Genomic DNA, 21,921 nt, shown 5'->3' on the forward strand with positions numbered 1-21,921 from the left:
ACTCCTTCATAAGAAACAGGCACTTTGATATAAACTTGATCATCAATTTCTTCAATAATACGATGGGCTTCTTTAACGATTTCATCACATTCCTTAGAAATCACTTGAATATGAAGACTTCTTTCTTTTCCAATGATTTTTCTTACTTCTTTCATATGTTGAAAGAAGTCTTTTGGACTTGTTTTCTTTACGATTGAAGGATTACTTGTTACTCCTACAATTGGCATATATTCTACTGCTTCTTTTATATCTTCTAAGTTTACTGTATCAATTATAAATTCCATTTTCTTTTCTCCTATTCTTTTATTAAGTTTTTTATTCCTGCTTGTAAAGCAACATCATAAAAATGTTGCATTTGTTGCTTGGTAAACGTTTGATATGATTCTAATCTGTATTTTAAATTCACAAGTTCATATTTTGCTGAAGCTAATGAATTATAGTTAAGCATTTCATATTTTACTTCTGGATTTATTTGAATTAAAAATTTTACGATTTGATGAATATTTTCATCCGTTGCACTCATTGTTGGAATCAGTGGTGTTCTAATGATCACTTTATCTTTATATTCACTTTGTAAAACATAACGAATATTTTCTTTAATAAGTTGTGGTGATACATTTGTACAGGCTTGATGTTTTTGCTCATCAAATATTTTTAAATCTATATAAACTAAATCTAAATAAGGCAATGCCTTTTTTATAAGTTCTAATGATGTATAAAATGATGTTTCAATAGCTGTATGAATTTTTTCTTTCTGACATCTTTTTAAAATTTCAATAAGAAATTCACCTTGCATAAAGGGTTCTCCACCGGAAAATGTAACACCTCCTCCATGTTGAAAGAAAACTTCATCCTCTTTAATTTTATTCATTAATTTATCTAAAGTATACTCTTGACTATCATATTGAATAGCACCACTAGGACATGTTTTAATAACTTGATCAAAGTCTTGATGATTTTGAAAATATGGCCGATCGTTTTGATAATTAATTTGTTCTTTGAATTGTTGACAACATCTACAATGAATACATTTATTTTTAAAATAGATGACTTGTCTTTGAGTGTTTAATCCTTCTGGATTTTGACACCATAGACAACGAAGTGGACACCCCTTAAAAAAAACTGTTGTTCTTAAACCACTGCCATCATGTATTGCAAATCTTTTAATATCAAAAACCAATGCTTTAGATATTTTCATAAGTTGTTCTTTCAATAATTTCATCTTGTAGCTTGCCAGCAAGTTCAACAAAGTATGCTGTATAACCAGCAACACGAATTGTCAACGATTGATGATTTTCAGGATGAACTTTAGCATCAAGCAAATCTTCTTTTCTAACAACATTAAATTGTATATGAGGTACTTTTAAATCCACAAAAGCACGTAAGAAATTTTCAAATTTCAAACAGCCTGTTTCTGTTTTAAAAAATTCTGGTAAGAATTTCATATTTAAAAGGCCACCATTCGTCGTACATGAATTATTAAGTTTTGAAACAGATTTTAAAACAGCTGTTGGGCCTTGTAGATCTCTACCATAGACAGGTGACATGCCTCCATCAGCAAGTGGTTTTAAAGCATTTCTACCATCTGGTGATGCTCCTACATTTTCACCCATTGGAACATGTGCAGAAACAGTATACATTCCTGTATGATAAGGGCCTCCTCGATAATTTGTATAACGTTTCATCTTTTCTCTAAAGTAACATGCCCATTGATTTCCAAGCTCATCGACCCACTTTACATCGTTTCCATATTTAGGCACTTTATTTAAAAGCATTGTTTGCATGATTTCATAGCCTTTAAAATCTTCTTGTAAAGCATTTAATAAATCATGTTGACTTATCATTTTATCATCATAAACAAGTTGTTTAATAGCTGCTAGAGAATCTGCAAGATTGGCTACTTGAATCATTTGAATACCTGATAGATTATATTTAGCTCCACCTTTAGTAACATCTAATCCTTTTTCTAAACAATCATCAATAACAGTAGATAGAAAAGCTGTTGGTAAATAATCTTGATGTGCTTTTTCTACAATCTTTTCTGTAGCCATCATTTTATCAATAAAATAATCAATTTGTTTTTGAAAAGCATTTTCTAAATCTTGATAAGTTTGATATGTTTCTAAACTTCCTAAATCTAATCCTATTTGTTGCTTTGTTAGTAAACATTTTCCATGATTCAAAGTAAGTTCTAATACTTTATTTAAATTAAACATGGCTGCATCAGACCATCCTAAATTGTTGCCATGTGTTGTCAGTTCAACACATCCAACAATAGCATAATTACGTGCATCTTTTTCTTCAATTCCTAAATCTTCAATCATTGGTTGAATAATAGCTTCATCATTGAAAAATTGTGGCATTCCACTACCAAGTGAAACAACTTTGATAGCAGCTTGCATTAATTCATGGCTAGAATTTTTATTAAGTCTTACAGATAAATTAGGTTGTGGTAATCCTAAATGCTCTTGTGCTTTTAAACAAAGTAAAGAAAGATCATTATATGTATCATTTCCCTTTTCATCCACGCCTCCTATCGCAATATTAAATCCTATTGGAAATCCAGCAAAATATTTAGCACTATTTTGATTTCTTAAATAAACAACTTGATTAAATTTCAACCACAAACATTCTAATATTTCTAAAGCTTCTTGTTTAGTAAGACTACCTTTTTCTATATCTCTTTGATAATAAGGATAAAGATATTGATCCATTCTCCCTGGTGAAAAAGAAGAAGCATTGGATTCCATATGTAATATCACAAATAAAAACCATAAAGATTGCACCGCCTCATGAAAAGTTTCTGGAGGTCTTTTAGAAAGATTCGTACAAATCTTTCCCACTTCTTTTAATGATTCGATTTTTTCCCTTTCAATCAAATCATGATATCTTTGCATAAAATGAACTGCTCCTTCTAATACAAGAATCGTACATTCATAAAATTCTTTTTGTTCATCTTTACAATTCTTTAATTTTTCTTTTGCTTTTTCCATTAAACCTTGAGGACCAAGTTTTAACCATAAAGCACTATCAGGACAAATATGACCTTGAGCATGATCCTTTTGATTAATTTTTACTACTTTACTTATTTCATTAATTTCTTTTCCATAAGTCCCTTTAATTGCATCTTCTAAAGATTTTCCTTTCCAATAAGGATAAATCTTTTCTCTAAATTCTTTAATATCTTCTTCTTTTACTAAAAACTGATCTTGTGGTCTTGTTGGTAACGTTTCAAATTCTTGATTGATCCACGAACAACCACTTTCAGGAAAAACCACCCCGTAACGTACACCCTTTGTACGATTTCCAACAATCAACTCTTCATCTTCAACAGAAATCTCTAATTTCTCTAATGCTGCTTTTAAAGAAAGAGCTCTTTTTTTAGGAATAGATAACTCTTCATTTTCTTGATAAACACGTGTAATGATTCGTGCTTGTTCAATAGAAGCATAACGTTTACTGCTCAACATCTTTTCTTTTAACTTAGAAATTCTTTTTGTTTGATATAAACAATTCATAACACGCCTCCTTTTATTGATTTTTATTATTACAAGGGTATTATAAGCTATAAAACAATAATATTCAATAATCGTTTTATTGTTTTTACATAAAAAAAGAAATCATTAAATGATTTCTAATCCATACTCCATTATTTTTTCTTTAAAAGGACTTCCTAACTCTTGTTCACCAATATATCCGGTAAATTCACTTAAATGCCCAAAAACATAATTCCCATCCAAATTGAACTTTTCATTTTCTGCCACAAGATAACATTTTTTACTTGCATCCATGACTTCTTTTTTTGTAAGTCCATCTTCTACATCATACGTTGTTACCTTATCATCATGAATATTCATGCCTACTGTTCCAATAAAAGCAAGATCAAAACGATAATTGTGAATTTGTTCAATTGTCAATGCACCAATAAAGCCATCTTTAGCACGATTAAAATGTCCTCCAATAAAAATAAGATTTACATGATGATCACCTTGTTTAAATAATTGCATAATATCAATCATATTAGTAACAATAGTGAGTGGTATATTTTTTTGATAAATACATTTAGCAAGTTCTAAATTCACGGTAGAAATTCCTAAAAATATCACTGTATTTTCTTCTATTAATTCAACTGCTTTTTTAGCAATAATTTTCTTTTGAGTTAAGCGCACACTCATACGTTCATCTACATGATAAGCATGAAGATTCTTTCTTACTTGCATAGCCCCGCCATGAATCCGTTTTAAAAGTCCTTCTTTTTCTAAAGCTGTTAAATCTTTACGAATACAATCCTCTGTGACTTCAAAATCAACAGCTAATTCTTTAACTTTTACTTTTCCATCAGTATTTAATCTTGCAAGTATTTGTTCATGTCTTTCTTGTTGAAGCATCTTTATCAACCTCTCTTTAAAGTCATTTTATCATATTCAAAATATCTTGAAAATGAATACCTCTTATCCTCAACTTGATAAAATACGTAAAAATACATTTTTTACTTGATAAAATATGTAAAATTACATATTTTATCAAGTTAGATACTTTTTCATAAAAAAATAAGGACTACAATGAGTCCTTAATGATTGGTAAAACAACCTTAAATGTTGTTCCTTTACCTAATTTACTTTCTAAATGAATTGTTCCTTTATAATATTGAACAATGTGTTTTACAATTGCAAGTCCAAGACCTGTACCACCTGTTTCCTTATCACGCCCTGCATCACATCTAAAGAAACGTTCAAAGACACGCCCTTGATCAATAAGTGAAATTCCACGACCTGTATCACTTACTTCAATAATGTAGTCTTGATCAACAAGATAAGAGTGAATATTTAAATTTCCTTTTTGTTTATTATATTTTACTGCATTATTAATCAGGTTATTCATTAATTGTTGGACATGTTGATGATTTGCGAGATATGTTTGTGGTGTTAAATCACATATAACTTTAATTTCTCTTTTTTCTATTTCTACTTTTAATGATTCTAAAATATCATCAACAATTGGTTGGAGATGAACAGGATGTTTAATGACCTCAATATCTTTGTTTTCAAGTCTTGAAATCATTAAAATATCACCTATCAATTGTGACATATGATCAACTTCTTTTTGTATTTTATCAAGAGATTGTTTTCTTACTTTAGGATCATCAATCATTCCTGCTTGTAATAATTCACTATAACCTCTAATGGATGTCATAGGTGTTTTAAGTTCATGAGAAACATTTGAGAAAAATTCTTGTCTCATTTTTGTAGCATTAACAGATTCAGTAACATTTACAAAGAGCAAAGTCACTCCATATTCTACTTTAGCAAGATGGCAATCATAGACTTCTTCATCTTTTTTTAGAGTAACGATTTTAGGTTCTACGCCGATATTTTCTAATTGATCTATAATTTGGTGATCGAAGATAAAATCTTGGATAGGTTGATTCACTTCCATTTTATCACTAAAAAGTTGTTTAGCTTTTTTATTGACCATAAGTATTTCATAATTTGTATCTAATAAAATGAACCCTTCATTCATTTTATCAAGAATACTATTTATTTTTAATCTTTCATTTTTCAAAGTTTTTAGCGTTTTTCTTATTGTATCTGCTTGTTCTTTAAGTTTTGTCGCAATAACATTAAATTCTTCATATTGATAATGATCAAAACTTAAATAACGATTATCATTAATTTTAGAAACCTCTTCACTAATTTCTTCTAATGGTTTAGTAAGTGTTCTAGAAAAACGATAAGAAAGAGCTAAAGCAACACATAATGATAAAGCAACACTAATAAATAATGGCTCTAAAAGTGGTCCTATATTATCAAAGATACCATTATAAGGAATCGCAATACGAACAACATAACCACGATGATAATAAGCCACATACATCATATTCTTTTTAACAGTTGAAGAATAACGTGTCGCATAACCAAACTGATCACTTAAAGCTTCTTTAAATTCACTACGTCCACTATGATTTTCTTGAATTCCCTCTTTATCACTATCCGCTAAAACATTTCCTTCTTTATCAATAATTGTTAAACGTGTATCTTTTGTATAAGCTAAATCATTAAGTTTCTCTACTTGATTATCTAAAGGTTTTTGATAATCAATTTGATTTTCTACAAGCTTTACCGTATAGTACATATCTTTTCTTGTTGTTTGCATCATTTGATCAGAAAGAATCACCATTGAAACACTTGAAGAAAATAATAACGTAATAATTAAAACTGTTGCAAAATATTTAAATAGAGCTTTATTCATCTTATTTCACTTCCTCAACATAGCGGTATCCTACACCTCTAATAGTTTTAATATACTTACTTCCATCATCATCCAATTTAGCTCTTAGAGCACGAATATGCACATCTAAAACTCTTGATTCACCAATAAAATCATACCCCCAAATATGATTTAAAATTTCATCTCTTTCTACGACACGTGTATGATTTTCTACCAAATATAAAAGTAGTTGGTACTCTTTATTGGTAAGTTCCATGACTTGTCCATTATGCATCACTGTTCTTGTTTGTTTATCAATTTTTAAAGTTTGACTTTCGATAATTGGCGCTGCTTTAGGAGCATGTCTTCTAAGCAAAGAACGTACTCTAGCTTGTAACTCTAAAACACCAAATGGTTTGGTCATATAATCATCACTACCACTATCTAAACCATTGACTTTATCAATTTCTCGGTCCTTCGCACTTAAAATCAAAATAGGTAATTCTTGATCAGTTTCACGTATCTTTTTGATAGCATCAATTCCTGAAATGCCAGGTAACATTAAATCAAAAACAGCTAGATCCACTTGATCATTTTCCATACTTTTTAAAGCATCTAAAGCATTAGAAAATTGTTTAACATTATACCCTGCACTTGTTAAAGCTAAATCTATAATTTCTCTAATATTTTCATCATCTTCTACTACATATATACATTCTTTCATTATTTCCACATCCTTTACATTATCTTAACATAGCAAAGGGGAGATTATGTTAAGTTTAGGTTAAAAGTTGATTAGAAATAAAAGAACTTATACCATGCTGTATAAGTCCTTTTTATTATTTATCAAAAATTCTTCTTAGATGTGCATAATCATCAAAGTAATCAATGTTGGTATCATCATTTATTTTATCAAAATTACTTTCTACGAATAAATCTAATTCAATATATGTTCCATATTCAATTAATTTTATTTCTAAATATGTTTTATCTGATTGCTCAAAGAAATTGGAGATAATAGTTATTATTTCTGTACAATTATTTACATCTTTAAAAAAGGAATCATTTCCTATATTGATCAATGATTTTACTTTGGCATTATATTTAGATTTTATGAGAAAAATATAATCATTTAACAAAGTATCAAATATATAATTATTCGTCATAATATTTATTTTATTATCTAATAAATCATAAAATTGTTCTATTTGATGTTTAGCATCATCATATTTTTTATCATCTATGTTATTTTCTATCAAAATTAATCCATATCTTAAACTATGTTGTATTTTTAAAATATTATCATGAAGATAATGTACTAAAGATTGATTTTTTTCTACATATTCTAATTCTTGATTCTTTAACATATATTCTGTTTTTTCATTATAAAGTCGTGTCATATGTAAAAACAAAATACAAACTACAAAAAATAAAACTGTTAACAAAAGTAAAACTAAATAGATATCATCTATAATTAGATGCATATGACCTATATCATTCAACAGAATAAAATATATTCCAAAAATCAACATCATAGTAATTGTTAATAAATATTTATTTTTTTCAATAATTGTATTTTTTATTTTAGATTTGAAATAATTTAATACCACAATAAGTGCAAAGAAAAGAATTCTTGCTAAAAAAATGATAGGTATTCTATACAACTTTATAATATTTTCTATATTATAATTTGTTATTACTTTAAAGAAAAATAAAACTATAGTTGAAGTAAAAACAGATATCCATTGAGAAAATATACAAGGAATAAAATTATAAAATTTAATTTCTTTTTTCATAACAGAAACAATTATAAAGTTAATAATTGTTATTGCATATGCCATTTCATTGCCAAACAAATCATAAGTTTGCATAAATTCCATAACTAAGAAACTAATTACTGATGAAATCAAACAATATCTATTTTTTTGTTCAACATCACAAAAAATACAAATTAATAAAGCTACCAATAACACTTCTAAATAATCTAAAAATAAATACATCATTTTAATAAATACTCCTTATACGATGCAAGTACATCTTGTTGATACTTCTTTCCAATCTTTAAAGTAACTCCATTTCTCAATAATAACTCTTCTTTATAAATTTCTTTGACCCAAAATAAATTAACTGCATATGATTTATGAATTCTAACAATATTAGTAGAATTTATAAGAGACATCATTTTATTAAAAGTGCTCGAATATTTATAAGAATTAGAGGATGTATGAATCGTAATTTCATGTAAAAACGATTCTAAATAAATGATATCTGATAATTGAATAGCTGTTTTTTTACCATTAAAATCAAAAGTAATAATTTTATGATTCTTATTAATATATTTTTTTATTAAATTACATGCAATTTTCATGTCTCTATCAAAATTATCTTTCCTAATAAAGTAAAATGGTTGTACAATTAATGAATCAAAAATCATATCATTCATTGCTGAAACAAATATAATGATTGCATTAGAATTATTTTCTCTAATTTCTTCAGCAATTTTTATGCCATTTTTTTCTTTTAAATCAATATCTAAAAAGAAAATATCCCCTTTTTCAAAATACTGAGCTTCAAAATTACTCGTTATACATTCTATCGAATAATCAAGAAAGATATCTTTAAAATTATCATAAACAATATCTTTTATCTTTTTTACAAAAACTTGATCATCATCTACTATCTTTATTAACATTCATATTTCACTTCTTTCTAAATAAAGTTACGAAAACAAGTATACCATATTATTATTTTTTATACTTATCTTTAATTTCTTTAACATAATGTATTTGATCATTGAATTCTACCATCTCATTAATACAATCATTCAATTCATTTTCTTTTTCTAAATGTTCTAAACAAATAATTCTATAATATAGCCTCATAACATATCCTATGTCTTTTTGTTGACTTGTAACCTTCTTTGATAATTCAAGAGCTTCTTCATATTCTTCATTTAAAATGAGATACATAATTTTAAAAAGTGGGTTTTTAACTTTATTATCCAATTGAGGATCATATAATTTTAAATATTCATCCTTTTTATTCAAATTATAATAATACTGTAATTTTATAGTATACCAATGTTTATTTTGCTTTTCATCAAAAATTCTTTTACTATTTTGTTCTACAAAGTTTTGATATTCTTCTTTATAATTAGAGATTTCTAAAAGAAAAATATATATTGTTATTAAACTGTCATTAATAGACTTATTATGAATTTTATCGATTGCTTCTTTTACTGTAGATAAATTCTTTTCAATATACTTATTTGACAACAATAATTTTGGAATATTCAATATATAAATATGCACTACAATACCAAACAAAACGATTAAAATCAAAGAATAGATTAATACCCTTTCTAAATGATTAATATTCATAATAACAATCAAAAAAGCCAATAAATAATAAACTAGTATAATGAATCGATAACTTAAAACTATCTTATTCTTCATAGTTTTTACCTACTTAGAAAGATATAAATCTAAAGATGTTTTTGTATGTTCAACAACATAACCACTGCCACCTCTATCTTTAACATCTTCAACCATTGTTGTTATTAAAAGAGGTTGTTTACTATCTGTCGTCATTACTGTAAACCAACCAAGTTCTGTTCCTGTGGTATCACTTTGGCTTTGTTTGATTTCTGCTGTTCCTGTTTTTCCAGCAAGAGCGATACTATCATGATAGATGGCATGCCCTGTTCCTTTTTCGTCTGCAATAACATTAATTAAATCTTCTTTTATTGTTTGTGATGTTTCTTTAGAAAAGACATTTTTAATCCATGTTCTTGTTTTTCCTTGAACGATATGGGGTTGATAGATTGAACCATTATTTACAAAAGCACTATAAATACTTGCAAGTTGTAGGGGATTCATCAAAATTTGTCCTTGCCCATAACCACTATCTGCAATTAATTGATCACTTACTTTTTGATTTTTGTTTATATATTGACTTCTATTCAAAGATAGTTCAAAAGGAATCTTTTTACCAATCTTTAAATTTTTGTAATATTTAAATAAATTATCTTTTCCAATATTTAACGCATTTCTTGCAAAATAAACATTATCTGAATATGTGATCGCATTCTTTAAATTATTAGGTGAAGGAGCATGTAATGTTGTTACATAATAGCTTCCCCAGCTTGAATCTTTTTGCCATTTATCTTTAGCCCCTAAATCTTTATCTGGATCAATTGTCTTTGTTTCTAAACCAATAGCTGCTGTGATTGGTTTCATAGTTGATCCAGGGGTATAAGTTTGTTTATAACGACTCATTAATGGTTGATTACTATCATTATTTAAAGCGTTCCATTTATCCGTTGAAAGTCCTAAGACAAAATCATTATTTGAATAAGATGGCATTGAAACAAGCGCTAAAACTTCTCCTGTTTGTGGATTTAAAGCAACAGAAGCACTTTTATCATTTTGATATTCATTATAAAGACTTTGTTGTAAATCAATATCGATTGTTAAACGAATATCTTTTCCATCTTTAGCTTCTTTTTGGGCAACTGTTTTAATGATATTGTTATTTTCATCAACAATGACAATTTTTCCACCTACTTCTCCACGTAACTGCTTTTCATAAGTGGCTTCAATCCCACTTCTTCCAATTACTGAACTACTTGTGTATCCTTCACTTTTATGTTTTTTTAAATCTTCTGAATTAACATTTTGGACATATCCAATGATGTGAGATGTTATTTTATCATAAGGATAAACACGCATAGAAATCGTATTGATTTTAACACCTTTAATATTTAAAATTCCTTGTTGAATCAATTGATTTTTTACTTGTTCTGATACATTTTTAATAGGTACAAAAGAATCATCTTTGATCCAAGATGCACTCATTTTCTTTTGAATGGCTTCAACATCCGTTTCTAAATACTTAGCTATTTGTGCATAATCATTTTCACCATTTAATTTTCCTCTTACAAGACCAAATGAATAAGCATTTCCTTGTTTAGCTAAATATTTTCCATTTCTATCTAAAATATACCCTCTATAAGGTTGTGTCGTAATCACTTTTACTTTGTTCTTATCAGAAAATTCATCAAAAATAAGTTGCTTATTAAATTTAATTTGTTCATTTTTAATTTCAATCTTATTTTTATATTTAACTTTTCCAGCTACAGTATCCATCGATATTTGATATTGAACCATATTATCGTTTTCATCTATTACTTTTACCTGTATATTACTTGGATTTATTACATCATAGATTTCTTTATGCTTTTCAATAAAATATTTTTGTGTAGGAGTATAGACTGTCTTTTGATCTAGCATTTGATACATTTGTTTATAATCTTTCTTTTTTAAAAGTTCAAAATATTCTGTAACAACTTGTTCATTACTTTTTCCATGATTAAAAACAAAAAATACCACTGTCATAAGCAGTACACAAACTATTGACCCAATTATAATATTTCTTTTCTTGTTCATATGGTAATCCTCCCTAATTAATACAATTATATATGATGATTAGCATTAATGATATATTTATTGCACAAGATGTTCTTTATTTGCATAAAAACCTTTTTTTAAACTGTCATTTTGTGATATTGACTTAGAAATTATCATAAATTATAATATAAATGAAAAAAGGAATAGTTATAAACGACTAGCCTTGGATTTTCTTGAGAAAAATAACTACCTCAATGTTCGCCAAAACCGTGTAAGGTAGCTTTTTTTTGTATTATTTTCGTTATATATAGAAGTATTTATAGCAAACTATAATTTTTTCATGACGATAAATGTATAACTGATACAAAATATGAATTTAGATTTCAAATTTTTCTTAATAATTTAAGAAAAACAAGTAAAAATCAAAGAAAACCACTCAAAATATTAAATTTCTTTACATCTTTTCTTACCTAATTATTATTAATTTTATTCGTAAGTTAAGTGCAATTTTATTTTTGAATTACTTTTCAAACTTTCTCCTTCCATCAATGTATAAACATTTTTATCTTTTAACCTTTTTTCTGAAATAAAATAACATTTATAATTAGAAAAATCCTCATTTTCTAATAAATTAATTTTAGATATTGTTTTTGGTTTTGAGGTATTTATATTGCTAGAACAATCAAGATAAATACATGTATCTTCATCGATTAATTTCAAAGTTATTTTCCCTTCATCAGCACTATAACCTTTAAATATATTTTTTATATCAAAATGGTTATTGATTTCGTAACTGCCTAAAACATCTTGAATAATTTCACCATCTTTTTCATATTGGAAATAAAATGTTATATTATTGACATTTTTTGATAAATAATGATATTTTGCATAATAAGTTGAAGATACATCATCTTGTTTTAAAGATAAAACAGCATCTTTTTCTAAAAACATATAATGAACAATACTTATACCAAAGGCAACGATAAAAAGAACAAAAATATAAAATAGCTTCTCATTCTTTTTAGCTATATGTCTACGAATTTGACCTAGCATAATAATACCTCCTTATATTTTTATTATATAGAAATCAATCATCCTTTTAAATCAAATAAAGAAAAAACCTCTCTAAAAGAGGTCTAAATTAATCGAGTATTGTTAAGTTTTCCTGTTTGGTTGAACTCAATCCATTCACAGATATTAACAACATGATCACCAATTCTTTCAAAATACTTTGCAATCATTAAGAAATTGATTGTTAAATCACCTTTATCATTTGATTCTTTAATCATTTGAATAATATCTTCTTTAACTTGATCAAACAATTCATCCATTTTAATATCCATCTTCTTTACTTCTAAAGCATGTTTTAAATCATGTTGATGGAAAGCATCTAAAGCTTCTTTAACCATTTTAGTTGCAATTTTTGCCATATCTTGAATATGTCCAATCATTAAGAAACTATCCATTTCTTTCATTTCTAAAATCAATTCAGCAATATCTGCACTTTGATCCCCAATTCTTTCTAAATCAGTAACTACTTTTAAAGCAGTAGAAACATCTCTTAAATCAGAAGCAACGGGTTGTTGTTTTAAAATCAAAGATAAACATTTTGCTTCAATCGATCTTTCCACATCATTAATTTGTTTATCCCCATGAATAATATCTCGAGCAAGTTCATAATCTTGTTCCCTAAATGCTGTAACACAGTTTTCAATAGCTAAAACAACAAGATGACACATTCTATCTAAATCAACATGCATCTTATTAAGCTCTTGATCAAATTGACTTCTTGGCATCTTTCTTTCCTCCTATCCAAATCTACCAGTAATATAATCTTCAGTTCTTTTATCTTTTGGCATACCAAAGACATCTTTTGTTGGTCCATATTCTACCATTTCTCCAACTAAGAAGAAGGCAGTATAATCAGCAATACGACTTGCTTGTTGCATATTGTGAGTAACGATAGCAATTGTATATTGATCTTTTAATTGTAATAAAAGTTCTTCGATTTTAAGTGTTGAAATTGGATCTAAGGCACTTGTTGGTTCATCTAATAAGATAACTTCTGGTTGCACCGCTAAAGCACGGGCAATACATAATCTTTGTTGTTGTCCACCAGATAAACCTAAGGCGCTTGAATGTAAACGATCTGACACTTCATCATAAAGTGCTGCTGCTTTTAAACTATCTTCAACGATTTTATCAAGTTGTTTTTTATTTTTAATACCATGAATACGTGGTCCATAAGCCACATTATCATAAATTGACATAGGGAATGGATTTGGTTGTTGGAAAACCATCCCAACTTTTTTTCTAAGTAATGTTGTATCAACACGGCTATCATAAATATCTTCACCATCTAAGATAACATCCCCTTCAATTTTAACGTTATCAACATAATCATTCATACGATTTAGTGTTTTTAAAAATGTTGATTTACCACACCCTGAAGGGCCAATAAACGCAGTAATTTTATTTTCTTTAATATCTAAACTGACATCTTTTAAAGCATGTTTTTGTCCATAATACAAATTCAGATGTCTTGCTTCTATTTTATTTTCCATCTTAATTATCCCCTTTATTTACATCAAATCTGCGACTGATCCATTTAGCTAACATATTTAAACCTAAAACAATAACTACTAAAACAAGAGCAATCACAAATGAAACTTCATAATTTCCTTTAGCCATTTCTAAATATAATTGAATAGTAAGTGTACCCCCACTACTTAATAAATGACCAAAAATATTTGTTGGTAAAATAGCAACTGATCCTGCTGTAAATAATAAAGCAGCTGATTCAGCAACGATACGTCCCATTGCAAGAATAACTCCTGTTAAAATACCAGGAATGGCACTTGGTAAAAGTACTGTACGAATCATATACCATTTTGTTGCTCCAATTCCTAAAGCAGCTTCACGATAGCTTTTAGGAACACATTCTAATGCTGTTTGAGTATTTCTTGAAATGATTGGTAAAATCATAATGGCAAGTGTAAGTGACCCTGTTAAAATAGAGAAATTCAAATGACAAAATGATCCAAAGAACAACATCCCAAATAATCCATAAATAATTGATGGAATACCTGCTAAAACTTCCGTTGTAAATGAAATGATACTAACGAATTTTTTATTTTTTGTATATTCATTTAAATAGATTGCTCCACCAATTCCTATTGGACAAGCAATTAAAAGTGTCACAATAACGATATAAAGTGTATTAACGATATTTGGTAAAATACCTACAGTATCATTAATAATACTTGTTGTATTTACTAAATAAGAAAAATCAAAGGCCGGTATTCCTCGATAGAGAATATAACCAATAATAACTAATAAGATAAAAATTGAAAGAAATGAACTTAATTGAATAAGTGCATAGAGAATTTGATCACTAACACGTTTCTTTTTTTCTAATATTGTATTATTCATCTAAGTCACCTCTTTTTAAAACATATGTTAAGACTAAGTTAATAACCATGATAAAGATAAACAGTACAAGTCCAATTGTAAATAGTACTTGACGATGTGTACCACTGGCATATCCCATTTCTGAAACGATGGCTGTTGTTAAAAAACGTACCGAATTAAATGGAAGTGGAAGAGATACTGCATTTCCGGCTACTAACAAAATAGCCATTGCTTCTCCAATAGCACGTCCTACGCCAAGTACTATCGCTGACATAATACCTGATTTAGCACTTGGTACAACAACTTTAAAAATTGTTTGCATTTTACTTGCCCCTAAAGCAAGTGAGCTTTTACGATAATCATCAGGTACAGCTTTTAAGGCTGTTTCTGAAATATTGATAAGCGTAGGTAAAATCATGATTGCTAGTACGATAATGGCTGATAAAAGATTTGCCCCACCTGTAAATTGATGTGTTTTAGATCCATGGTAGATCATTAATTCTAATTTATACATCATTGGATTGACAATCAAAATACCTAATAATCCATAAACAACAGACGGAATCCCTGCAAGTAATTCAATTGCTGATTTTAATATTTTTCTAAGTCTTGCTGGAGCAATTTCAGCAAGGTTGATTGCTGTAAATAAACCAATAGGTACTCCAATACAAATTGCTAGAAAAACCCCTACAATAGAAGTTAAAATAACATAAGCAATCCCATATTGAGGATGAGCTGCTGTTGGCGCCCATGTTGTAGAAAACAAAATACCTGTAATTCCTTCTTTAAAAATGGCAGGTGTCCCTGAAATAATCATATATCCTGTAATAGTAACAACTGCTAAAACAGAGATAATAGCACAGCCACGAAAGATCATCGCGGCTGTTTTTTCTACTAGGGATTTTGCTTTCTTATGGCTAATAATTGATAACTTTTTTTCCATAATACTTCCCTCTTTATTTTTATTTATTTGGTGTTACTAATCCAACTTTTTTAATGATTTTTTGTCCATCATCACTATTGATGAAATCAAATACTGCTTGAACTTGTTTAGATTGTTCACTAATTTTTCCATTTGTAGCCATTACGAATGGTCTTTGTAAAGCATAGCTTCCATCTTTTACAGTTTTTTCACTTGGTTCAACACCATCTAATTGAAGAGGAGAAACTGTATCATCCAATACATCTAATGAAACATAACCGATTGATCCAGAAGTTTTAGCAACTTTAGCAAGAACAGCACCAGTTTCATTTAATTCTTGAGCATATTGACATTGATCTTCAATTCCTAATAATTCTTCAAATGCTCCACGAGTTCCTGAACCAGCTTCACGTCCGATAACAACGATTGCTTCATCTTGTCCACCTAAATCTTTCCAGTTAGTAATTTGTCCTGTATAGATTTTTGCTAATTGATCTTTTGTTAAGTTTGTTACTTTATTAGATTTGTTTGTAATTGTTGCGATACCATCGATAGCAACAATATTTTCTTCTAATCCTTTTGCTTTTTCTTCATCTGTTAAAGCACGAGAAGAATCTCCGATATCTGTTGTTTTTGAAGCAACTGCTTCTAGACCTGCACCAGATCCTGTAAATTGTGCTTCTAATTGTAAGTTTGGATATTTTTCTTTAATTCCTTCTGATAAGGCATTAACGAATTTTTCCATTGAAGTTGATCCGTTTAAACTTACCTTTCCACTAATGTCATCTGATGTACTATTTGATCCTCCGCCACATCCGGCTAAACCAAGACACATCATGAAAACCATTAAAACACTTAATACTTTCTTTTTCATTTTTTATTTACCTTCCTTTGTTTTCTCTTAAGATATTATTTATTTTTGTTTCCTTTTCTTAAGACACTCATATCATAGTGTTTTTCAACACTTTCAAAAATCAAAAGAACGTATGGTTTATGTTAAGTTTATGTAAAATGAAAAAAGTCCATGTTTATAAACACGAACTCATTTTTATAACGTTTATCCTTAGTAACTCCTTTTTCTACAAACACATTTGAAAGTTCTCTTGTACAACGATAATCTCTCGTATGTATTCTTTTAAAAGTTCCATTAAATAAATCATCATTAATATAAACCAGCTTTTGTCTTTTTTTGTCATTGGAACATAGATTACTATGTATTCGATTCAAAAAAACATCTTCTTGCTTGTTTTGTTTTTTTATATTCAACTAAACGTTGTGCAAAAAATTTCAAATGGGTAATAAAGCGATAGTAATAAGCACTTTCTTCATTAAATTCTATCTTGAAGCGATAACGCACAATATTTTCAATTTCTTGCATGATTTTCGTAATTTCATACATGTCATGAACATCTTCATCTAATTGTCCATTGACAATATGTAACGCAATAAATCCTGCTTCATCATTTGGTAAAAGCACACCTGTTTTCTTTTCGATAATTACAAGAGCCTTTTTCACTATTAGATATTCTTCTTTATAAAATTTTTGAATATCCCATAATAAAGCATTCTTCACTAAAATATCGTCTTTTGCTCTAACAACTGCTGTATAAATGTGATTGACCATAGAAATATAGATATTATCATTTAAAGCTTTGCCTAAACTTAGTCTCGCTTCATCCATAATTTCTTCACCGATTTCTAAATATTCTAAAGGAATATCCACAACAAGTTCTTTAAATCGACTTAAAACTTCTTGGTTATGTAAATAAAAATCTTTATCAATTGTTTCTGGTTCTATCGTATCCCCTATTTTCTTTTTAAAACAGATTTCTCGTCCCATCACAATCTTTTCTTCATTATTTTCAAGAACAACAGCTACATTATTGTTAAAAACTTTGCTTATTTCCATAATCACCCCTCCAAAATAAAAACCTATTTATTGCGCACTTAAAAAGGGTGGCAATAAATAGGTTTAGCTTATACTTAAATAATCACTATCCTATAAACTACTCGAACATATTATCACAAATTTAAAATGGATGTAGTCTTTTTATTAGCGTTTTAAGCCACAAATCATTTCTACAGTTGCTGGATCATAGTGAGAAAAGAAAGAACTTGTATCTTTATTAAGTGAAGCAATTGTTTGCATATCTTCTTCACTTAATTCAAAATCAAAAATATTTAAGTTTTCTTGCATTCTTTCTTTTCTAACTGTTTTAGCTAAAGATACAATTTCTCTTTGTACAAGCCATCTTAAAATAACTTGTCCGACTGATTTATTATATTTATTACCAATTTCTACAAGTGTTTCATTTGTGAAAATACCATTTTTACCTTCCGCAAAGGGAGCCCATGCTTCTAATTGAACACCATATTTTGCATTGTAATTTAATGCTACATCTTGTTGATGGAAAGGATTGACTTCTACTTGGTTAACAGCTGGTACAACTTCTGTATCTAAAGCTAAGTCTACTAAACGATCTGGATAGAAGTTAGAAACACCAATAGCTTTAATTTTTCCTTCTTTATATAAATCAATTAAAGCACGATAAGCTCCATGATAATCTTTAAATGGTTGATGTAATAAAACTAAATCTAAATAATCTAATTGCATTTTCTTTAATGATTCTTCAACAGAAGCTTTTGCCTTTTCATACCCATAATTAGAAATCCATACTTTTGTCGTAATAAATAATTCTTCACGAGGGACATTTGTTTCTTGAATTGCTTTACCTACAGCTTCTTCATTTCCATAAGATTGTGCAGTATCAATTAAACGATATCCTGCATCAATCGCATCTAAAACAACTCTTTTACATTCTTCTTCATCTTTCACTTGGAAAACACCAAAACCAACAACTGGCATTTTCACTCCATTATTTAATGTTTTGTATTCCATAATTATTCTCCATCTTCAAAATTACATTTTGTTGTCGCCATTTTGTGCAATGATTCTTTAGTTACTTTATAAAATGGTGTATGTTTATTCACTTTTTCAATTTCTTTCATTTCTTCTTCTGTTAGTTTAAAATCAAAGATTTGAACATTCGCTTCAATATGATCTAATGATTTGCTTCCTGGAACAAGACCAAATCCCATTTGGAGATGCCATCTTAAAATGATTTGTACAGTTGATTTATGATATTTTTTTGCAAGTTCTACAAAAACTGGTTCTTTTAACATATCACTATTTCCATGTCCTAGAGGATACCATGATTGAAGTTGTATATGATTTTTCTTACAAAAATCATAAACATGTTCTGCTGGATAATAAGGATGACATTCTACTTGCATGATCATTGGTGGAATTTCACATTGATCTAAAATTTCTTGAATTTGTTCAATTTGGAAATTAGAAAGTCCAATCACTTTGATTTTGCCTGCTTTATACGCTTTTTCTAGCATTTTATAAGCATAAATATAGTTATTAACAGGATGATGTAAAATCATCACATCAACATAATCAACACCTAATCTTTTTAAAGTGTCATCAATTGCTTGATCGTTTTCATAAAGTGTTGGTCCTAATTTTGTTTCTAAAAAATAATATTCTCTTTTTAATCCTGATAATTTTAAACCTTTACCTACTTCAACTTCATTTTCATAACGATTGGCAGTATCAATAAGTTGATAGCCATGGTTTAAGGCAAAAGCTACATTGTCTTCAATTTGTTTACCAAATTGTTGAATGGTACCAAATCCAAGTTGAGGGATTTGGTATCCATTATTTAAAGTAATGAAATTAGTCATGAATTTTTAATCCCATTAAACGTGTTTCGTTGGCAGGATCTTCAGGATTATGAGATGGTTTATTTGTATCTAAGGCTTGCATGTTTTTCATTTCTTCATCTGTTAATTCAAAGTCAAAGATATCAATGTTTCCTTTCATTCTTTCTTCATTTGTAGATTTAGGTAAAGAAATAACTCCTTCTTGATAAATCCATCTTAAAATAATTTGACCTGCATTTTTATTATATTTTTTAGCAAGCTCTACAATTGTTTCATTTTCTAATAATTCTTTATTTCCATGTCCTAATGGATGCCAAGCTTCTAAACGAATATTATTTTCAGCCATCACTTTTCTTAATTCTTTTTGTTGAACAAATGGATTAAATTCTACTTGATTTACAGCTGGCATAACAGTCATACCATTTTTAAATTTATTCCATAAATTAACGGTAATATTAGAAATACCAATAGATTTAATCTTACCTTCTTGATAAGCTTCTTCTAAAGCTTTCCAAGCTCCTAAATAATCACCATATGGTTGATGTAATAAATAAAGATCAATATAATCTACTCCTAATAATTTTAAAGAAGTTTCAATACCTTTTTTCGCATTTTCATAACCATAATCTTGTAACCATAATTTAGAAGTAATAAAGATTTCTTTACGATCAATCCCACTATCTTTAATCGCTTTTCCTACATCACTTTCATTCATATATCCTGCAGCTGTATCAATATGACGATAACCTGCTTTTAAAGCAGCTAAAGTTGCATCATAAGTAGGTCCATCATTAGGAATCATAAAGACTCCAAATCCTACTGCTGGAATTGTTTGTTTGTTATTAAGTTCAAATATTTTCATTGTCATTCCTCCTTGTTTTCATTTATATTTTAGTTTTACTTTACTAAAAAGTACAATATGAATAATGCATATTAGTATAACTTTCAGTTATACTATTTTATTTAAACTTAAATTCTCCATATAATAAGTTATGATCAGAAAAAGAAGTAATCTTTACATCTTGATTAACCTTTGAAAAATGAGATGAATAATAAATATCATCAAGTGAAGCAAAATCTCTAAAAGTCATATATTCTTTATTTTGATTAATACTTTCTATTCCTTCTATTTTAAAATCTTCACCATTTCATCTAAAGCAACTCTTGTATTTCCTTGAGGACGAGGACTACCATTAATAATAAGTACTTTCATCTTATTTCTTTTTCCATTTCTTTACTATTATTTTAATCATTATTTATCCTATTGTACATGACTAAAAACAAATATCACTATAACCAAAAGTTATACTGTGTTATAATACGGAAAAGGAGAAGTGATACAATGATTGAATTCAACCAATTGAAACATCTTGTTGCTATAGCAAAAAATAAAACAATTTCTAAAGCAGCTGAAGAACTTCTTATTTCCCAACCTGGTCTTACAAGATCTATGCAACGGTTAGAAGAAGATTTAGGTTTATCGTTATTTAATCGTAAGAAAAATAAAATAGAATTAAATGATAATGGTTTACTAGCTGTTGAATTTGCGAAAAAGTTACTTGATGGTAGAGAAGAAATGATCAAAGAACTGACAAAACATAATCAAAATTATTTATCTTTTGCTAGCTGTGCACCTGCTCCTTTATGGGGAATTGAATATACTTTTCAAACAAATACAAATTCACAATTTGAAAGTTATCTTATTCAAGATGAGCAAACACTCATTGATGGTTTAGAAAATGGAGACTATTCATTAATTGTATTAACACATCCTTTAGATAATAAAAACTATATTTGCCAAGAATTCTTAAATGAATCACTTTACTTATCTGTGCCTCCGGCACATCCTTTAGCACCATTTAAAGAAATTTCATTTTCTGATTTAGATGGACAAAGTGTTCTTTTATTATCACATATTGGATTTTGGAATGAAGTATGTAAACAAATGATTCCTAAATCTCATTTGTTATTTCAAGATGATCCCTTTGTCTTTAATGAACTTACAAAGATGTCTGCTTTGCCTAATTTTAAAAGTAATATTACAATACAAAGAGACAATGAAGAAGATAATCGTATTTTAATACCAATCACAGATAAAGAGGCTCATGTTAACTACTATGCTATTTATCCAAAAGACAAAAAACAATTCTATCAACCACTTCTTAAACAAATAAAAGATCTTGATTGGAAAAAAACAAAAGATTTACCTAAAGTATTCAATAATCAATAATAAAATATTTTCTA

The 21,921-nt window shown here is 28.1% G+C and carries 23 protein-coding genes; 1 reads left to right on the plus strand and 22 read right to left on the minus strand.

Going from position 1 to position 21,921, the window contains the following annotated elements; translation table 11 throughout:
* The 22 genes from C7U54_RS06470 to C7U54_RS15520 all read right to left on the minus strand — a co-directional run.
* A partial coding sequence (locus C7U54_RS06470; RefSeq protein ID WP_277738285.1) for a transaldolase family protein occupies positions 1–284 on the minus strand: 284 nt, incomplete at its 3' end.
* A gap of 11 nt (positions 285–295) precedes the next feature.
* Positions 296–1,222, minus strand: coding sequence for a glycyl-radical enzyme activating protein (locus C7U54_RS06475; RefSeq protein ID WP_022002004.1), 927 nt, complete (start codon positions 1,220–1,222; stop codon positions 296–298).
* Complete coding sequence (locus tag C7U54_RS06480) at positions 1,185–3,518, minus strand: glycyl radical protein (protein WP_107029717.1); 2,334 nt, start codon at positions 3,516–3,518, stop codon at positions 1,185–1,187. The genes C7U54_RS06475 and C7U54_RS06480 overlap by 38 nt, the downstream gene beginning before the upstream one ends.
* 105 nt (positions 3,519–3,623) lie before the next feature.
* Positions 3,624–4,388, minus strand: a complete 765-nt coding sequence (locus C7U54_RS06485; RefSeq protein ID WP_022002002.1) for a DeoR/GlpR family DNA-binding transcription regulator — start codon at positions 4,386–4,388, stop codon at positions 3,624–3,626.
* A gap of 169 nt (positions 4,389–4,557) precedes the next feature.
* Positions 4,558–6,249 (minus strand): sensor histidine kinase, encoded by a 1,692-nt coding sequence (locus tag C7U54_RS06490; protein WP_107029718.1) that lies wholly within the window; start codon positions 6,247–6,249, stop codon positions 4,558–4,560.
* Position 6,250: 1 nt separating this feature from the next.
* On the minus strand, positions 6,251–6,931 hold the full coding sequence (locus tag C7U54_RS06495; RefSeq protein ID WP_107029719.1) for a response regulator transcription factor: 681 nt from the start codon (positions 6,929–6,931) through the stop codon (positions 6,251–6,253).
* Between the two features lie 115 nt (positions 6,932–7,046).
* Positions 7,047–8,210 (minus strand): hypothetical protein, encoded by a 1,164-nt coding sequence (locus C7U54_RS06500; protein ID WP_107029720.1) that lies wholly within the window; start codon positions 8,208–8,210, stop codon positions 7,047–7,049.
* Positions 8,207–8,899, minus strand: a complete 693-nt coding sequence (locus C7U54_RS06505) for a LytR/AlgR family response regulator transcription factor (protein WP_107029721.1) — start codon at positions 8,897–8,899, stop codon at positions 8,207–8,209. Before C7U54_RS06505 ends, C7U54_RS06500 begins: the two co-directional genes overlap by 4 nt.
* 52 nt (positions 8,900–8,951) lie before the next feature.
* Entirely contained in the window at positions 8,952–9,662 is a 711-nt protein-coding gene (locus tag C7U54_RS06510) for a hypothetical protein (RefSeq protein WP_107029722.1), read from the minus strand.
* Positions 9,663–9,671: 9 nt separating this feature from the next.
* A complete protein-coding gene (locus C7U54_RS06515) occupies positions 9,672–11,654 on the minus strand; it encodes a penicillin-binding transpeptidase domain-containing protein (protein WP_107029723.1) in 1,983 nt (660 codons plus the stop codon).
* Positions 11,655–12,101: 447 nt separating this feature from the next.
* A complete protein-coding gene (locus tag C7U54_RS06520; RefSeq protein WP_107029724.1) occupies positions 12,102–12,668 on the minus strand; it encodes a hypothetical protein in 567 nt (188 codons plus the stop codon).
* An 83-nt stretch (positions 12,669–12,751) separates the two neighbouring features.
* Positions 12,752–13,411 (minus strand): phosphate signaling complex protein PhoU, encoded by a 660-nt coding sequence (gene phoU / locus C7U54_RS06525; protein WP_107029725.1) that lies wholly within the window; start codon positions 13,409–13,411, stop codon positions 12,752–12,754.
* A 12-nt stretch (positions 13,412–13,423) separates the two neighbouring features.
* Positions 13,424–14,179, minus strand: a complete 756-nt coding sequence (pstB, locus tag C7U54_RS06530) for a phosphate ABC transporter ATP-binding protein PstB (RefSeq protein WP_106988360.1) — start codon at positions 14,177–14,179, stop codon at positions 13,424–13,426.
* Position 14,180: 1 nt separating this feature from the next.
* Positions 14,181–15,047: a phosphate ABC transporter permease PstA gene (gene pstA, locus C7U54_RS06535; RefSeq protein ID WP_107029726.1), complete on the minus strand. Its 867-nt coding sequence runs from the start codon at positions 15,045–15,047 to the stop codon at positions 14,181–14,183.
* The gene (gene pstC, locus C7U54_RS06540) at positions 15,040–15,969 is read right to left on the minus strand and encodes a phosphate ABC transporter permease subunit PstC (protein ID WP_107029727.1); all 930 of its coding nucleotides are present in this window, start codon (positions 15,967–15,969) and stop codon (positions 15,040–15,042) included. The genes pstA and pstC overlap by 8 nt, the downstream gene beginning before the upstream one ends.
* Positions 15,970–15,988: 19 nt before the next feature.
* Positions 15,989–16,822: a phosphate ABC transporter substrate-binding protein gene (locus C7U54_RS06545; protein WP_107029728.1), complete on the minus strand. Its 834-nt coding sequence runs from the start codon at positions 16,820–16,822 to the stop codon at positions 15,989–15,991.
* A gap of 128 nt (positions 16,823–16,950) precedes the next feature.
* Positions 16,951–17,175, minus strand: coding sequence for a hypothetical protein (locus C7U54_RS06550; protein ID WP_107029729.1), 225 nt, complete (start codon positions 17,173–17,175; stop codon positions 16,951–16,953).
* The gene (locus C7U54_RS06555; protein ID WP_107029730.1) at positions 17,159–17,857 is read right to left on the minus strand and encodes a PRD domain-containing protein; all 699 of its coding nucleotides are present in this window, start codon (positions 17,855–17,857) and stop codon (positions 17,159–17,161) included. The genes C7U54_RS06550 and C7U54_RS06555 overlap by 17 nt, the downstream gene beginning before the upstream one ends.
* A 144-nt stretch (positions 17,858–18,001) precedes the next feature.
* Positions 18,002–18,847 carry an aldo/keto reductase gene (locus C7U54_RS06560; protein ID WP_022001988.1) on the minus strand — a complete coding sequence of 282 codons (846 nt, stop codon included), beginning with the start codon at positions 18,845–18,847 and terminating at the stop codon, positions 18,002–18,004.
* A gap of 2 nt (positions 18,848–18,849) precedes the next feature.
* Complete coding sequence (locus C7U54_RS06565) at positions 18,850–19,698, minus strand: aldo/keto reductase (protein ID WP_022001987.1); 849 nt, start codon at positions 19,696–19,698, stop codon at positions 18,850–18,852.
* Positions 19,691–20,539, minus strand: a complete 849-nt coding sequence (locus C7U54_RS06570; RefSeq protein WP_022001986.1) for an aldo/keto reductase — start codon at positions 20,537–20,539, stop codon at positions 19,691–19,693. The genes C7U54_RS06565 and C7U54_RS06570 overlap by 8 nt, the downstream gene beginning before the upstream one ends.
* A gap of 264 nt (positions 20,540–20,803) precedes the next feature.
* Positions 20,804–20,890 (minus strand): NAD(P)H-dependent oxidoreductase, encoded by an 87-nt coding sequence (locus C7U54_RS15520; RefSeq protein ID WP_396129920.1) that lies wholly within the window; start codon positions 20,888–20,890, stop codon positions 20,804–20,806.
* Positions 20,891–21,019: 129 nt separating this feature from the next.
* Here C7U54_RS15520 and C7U54_RS06575 point away from each other — a divergent pair, with 129 nt between their 5' ends.
* Positions 21,020–21,907: a LysR family transcriptional regulator gene (locus tag C7U54_RS06575; protein WP_158548261.1), complete on the plus strand. Its 888-nt coding sequence runs from the start codon at positions 21,020–21,022 to the stop codon at positions 21,905–21,907.
* Positions 21,908–21,921: the final 14 nt, after the last annotated feature.

This window comes from Faecalibacillus intestinalis (assembly GCF_003024685.1).
Lineage (GTDB): Bacteria > Bacillota_I > Bacilli_A > Erysipelotrichales > Coprobacillaceae > Faecalibacillus > Faecalibacillus intestinalis.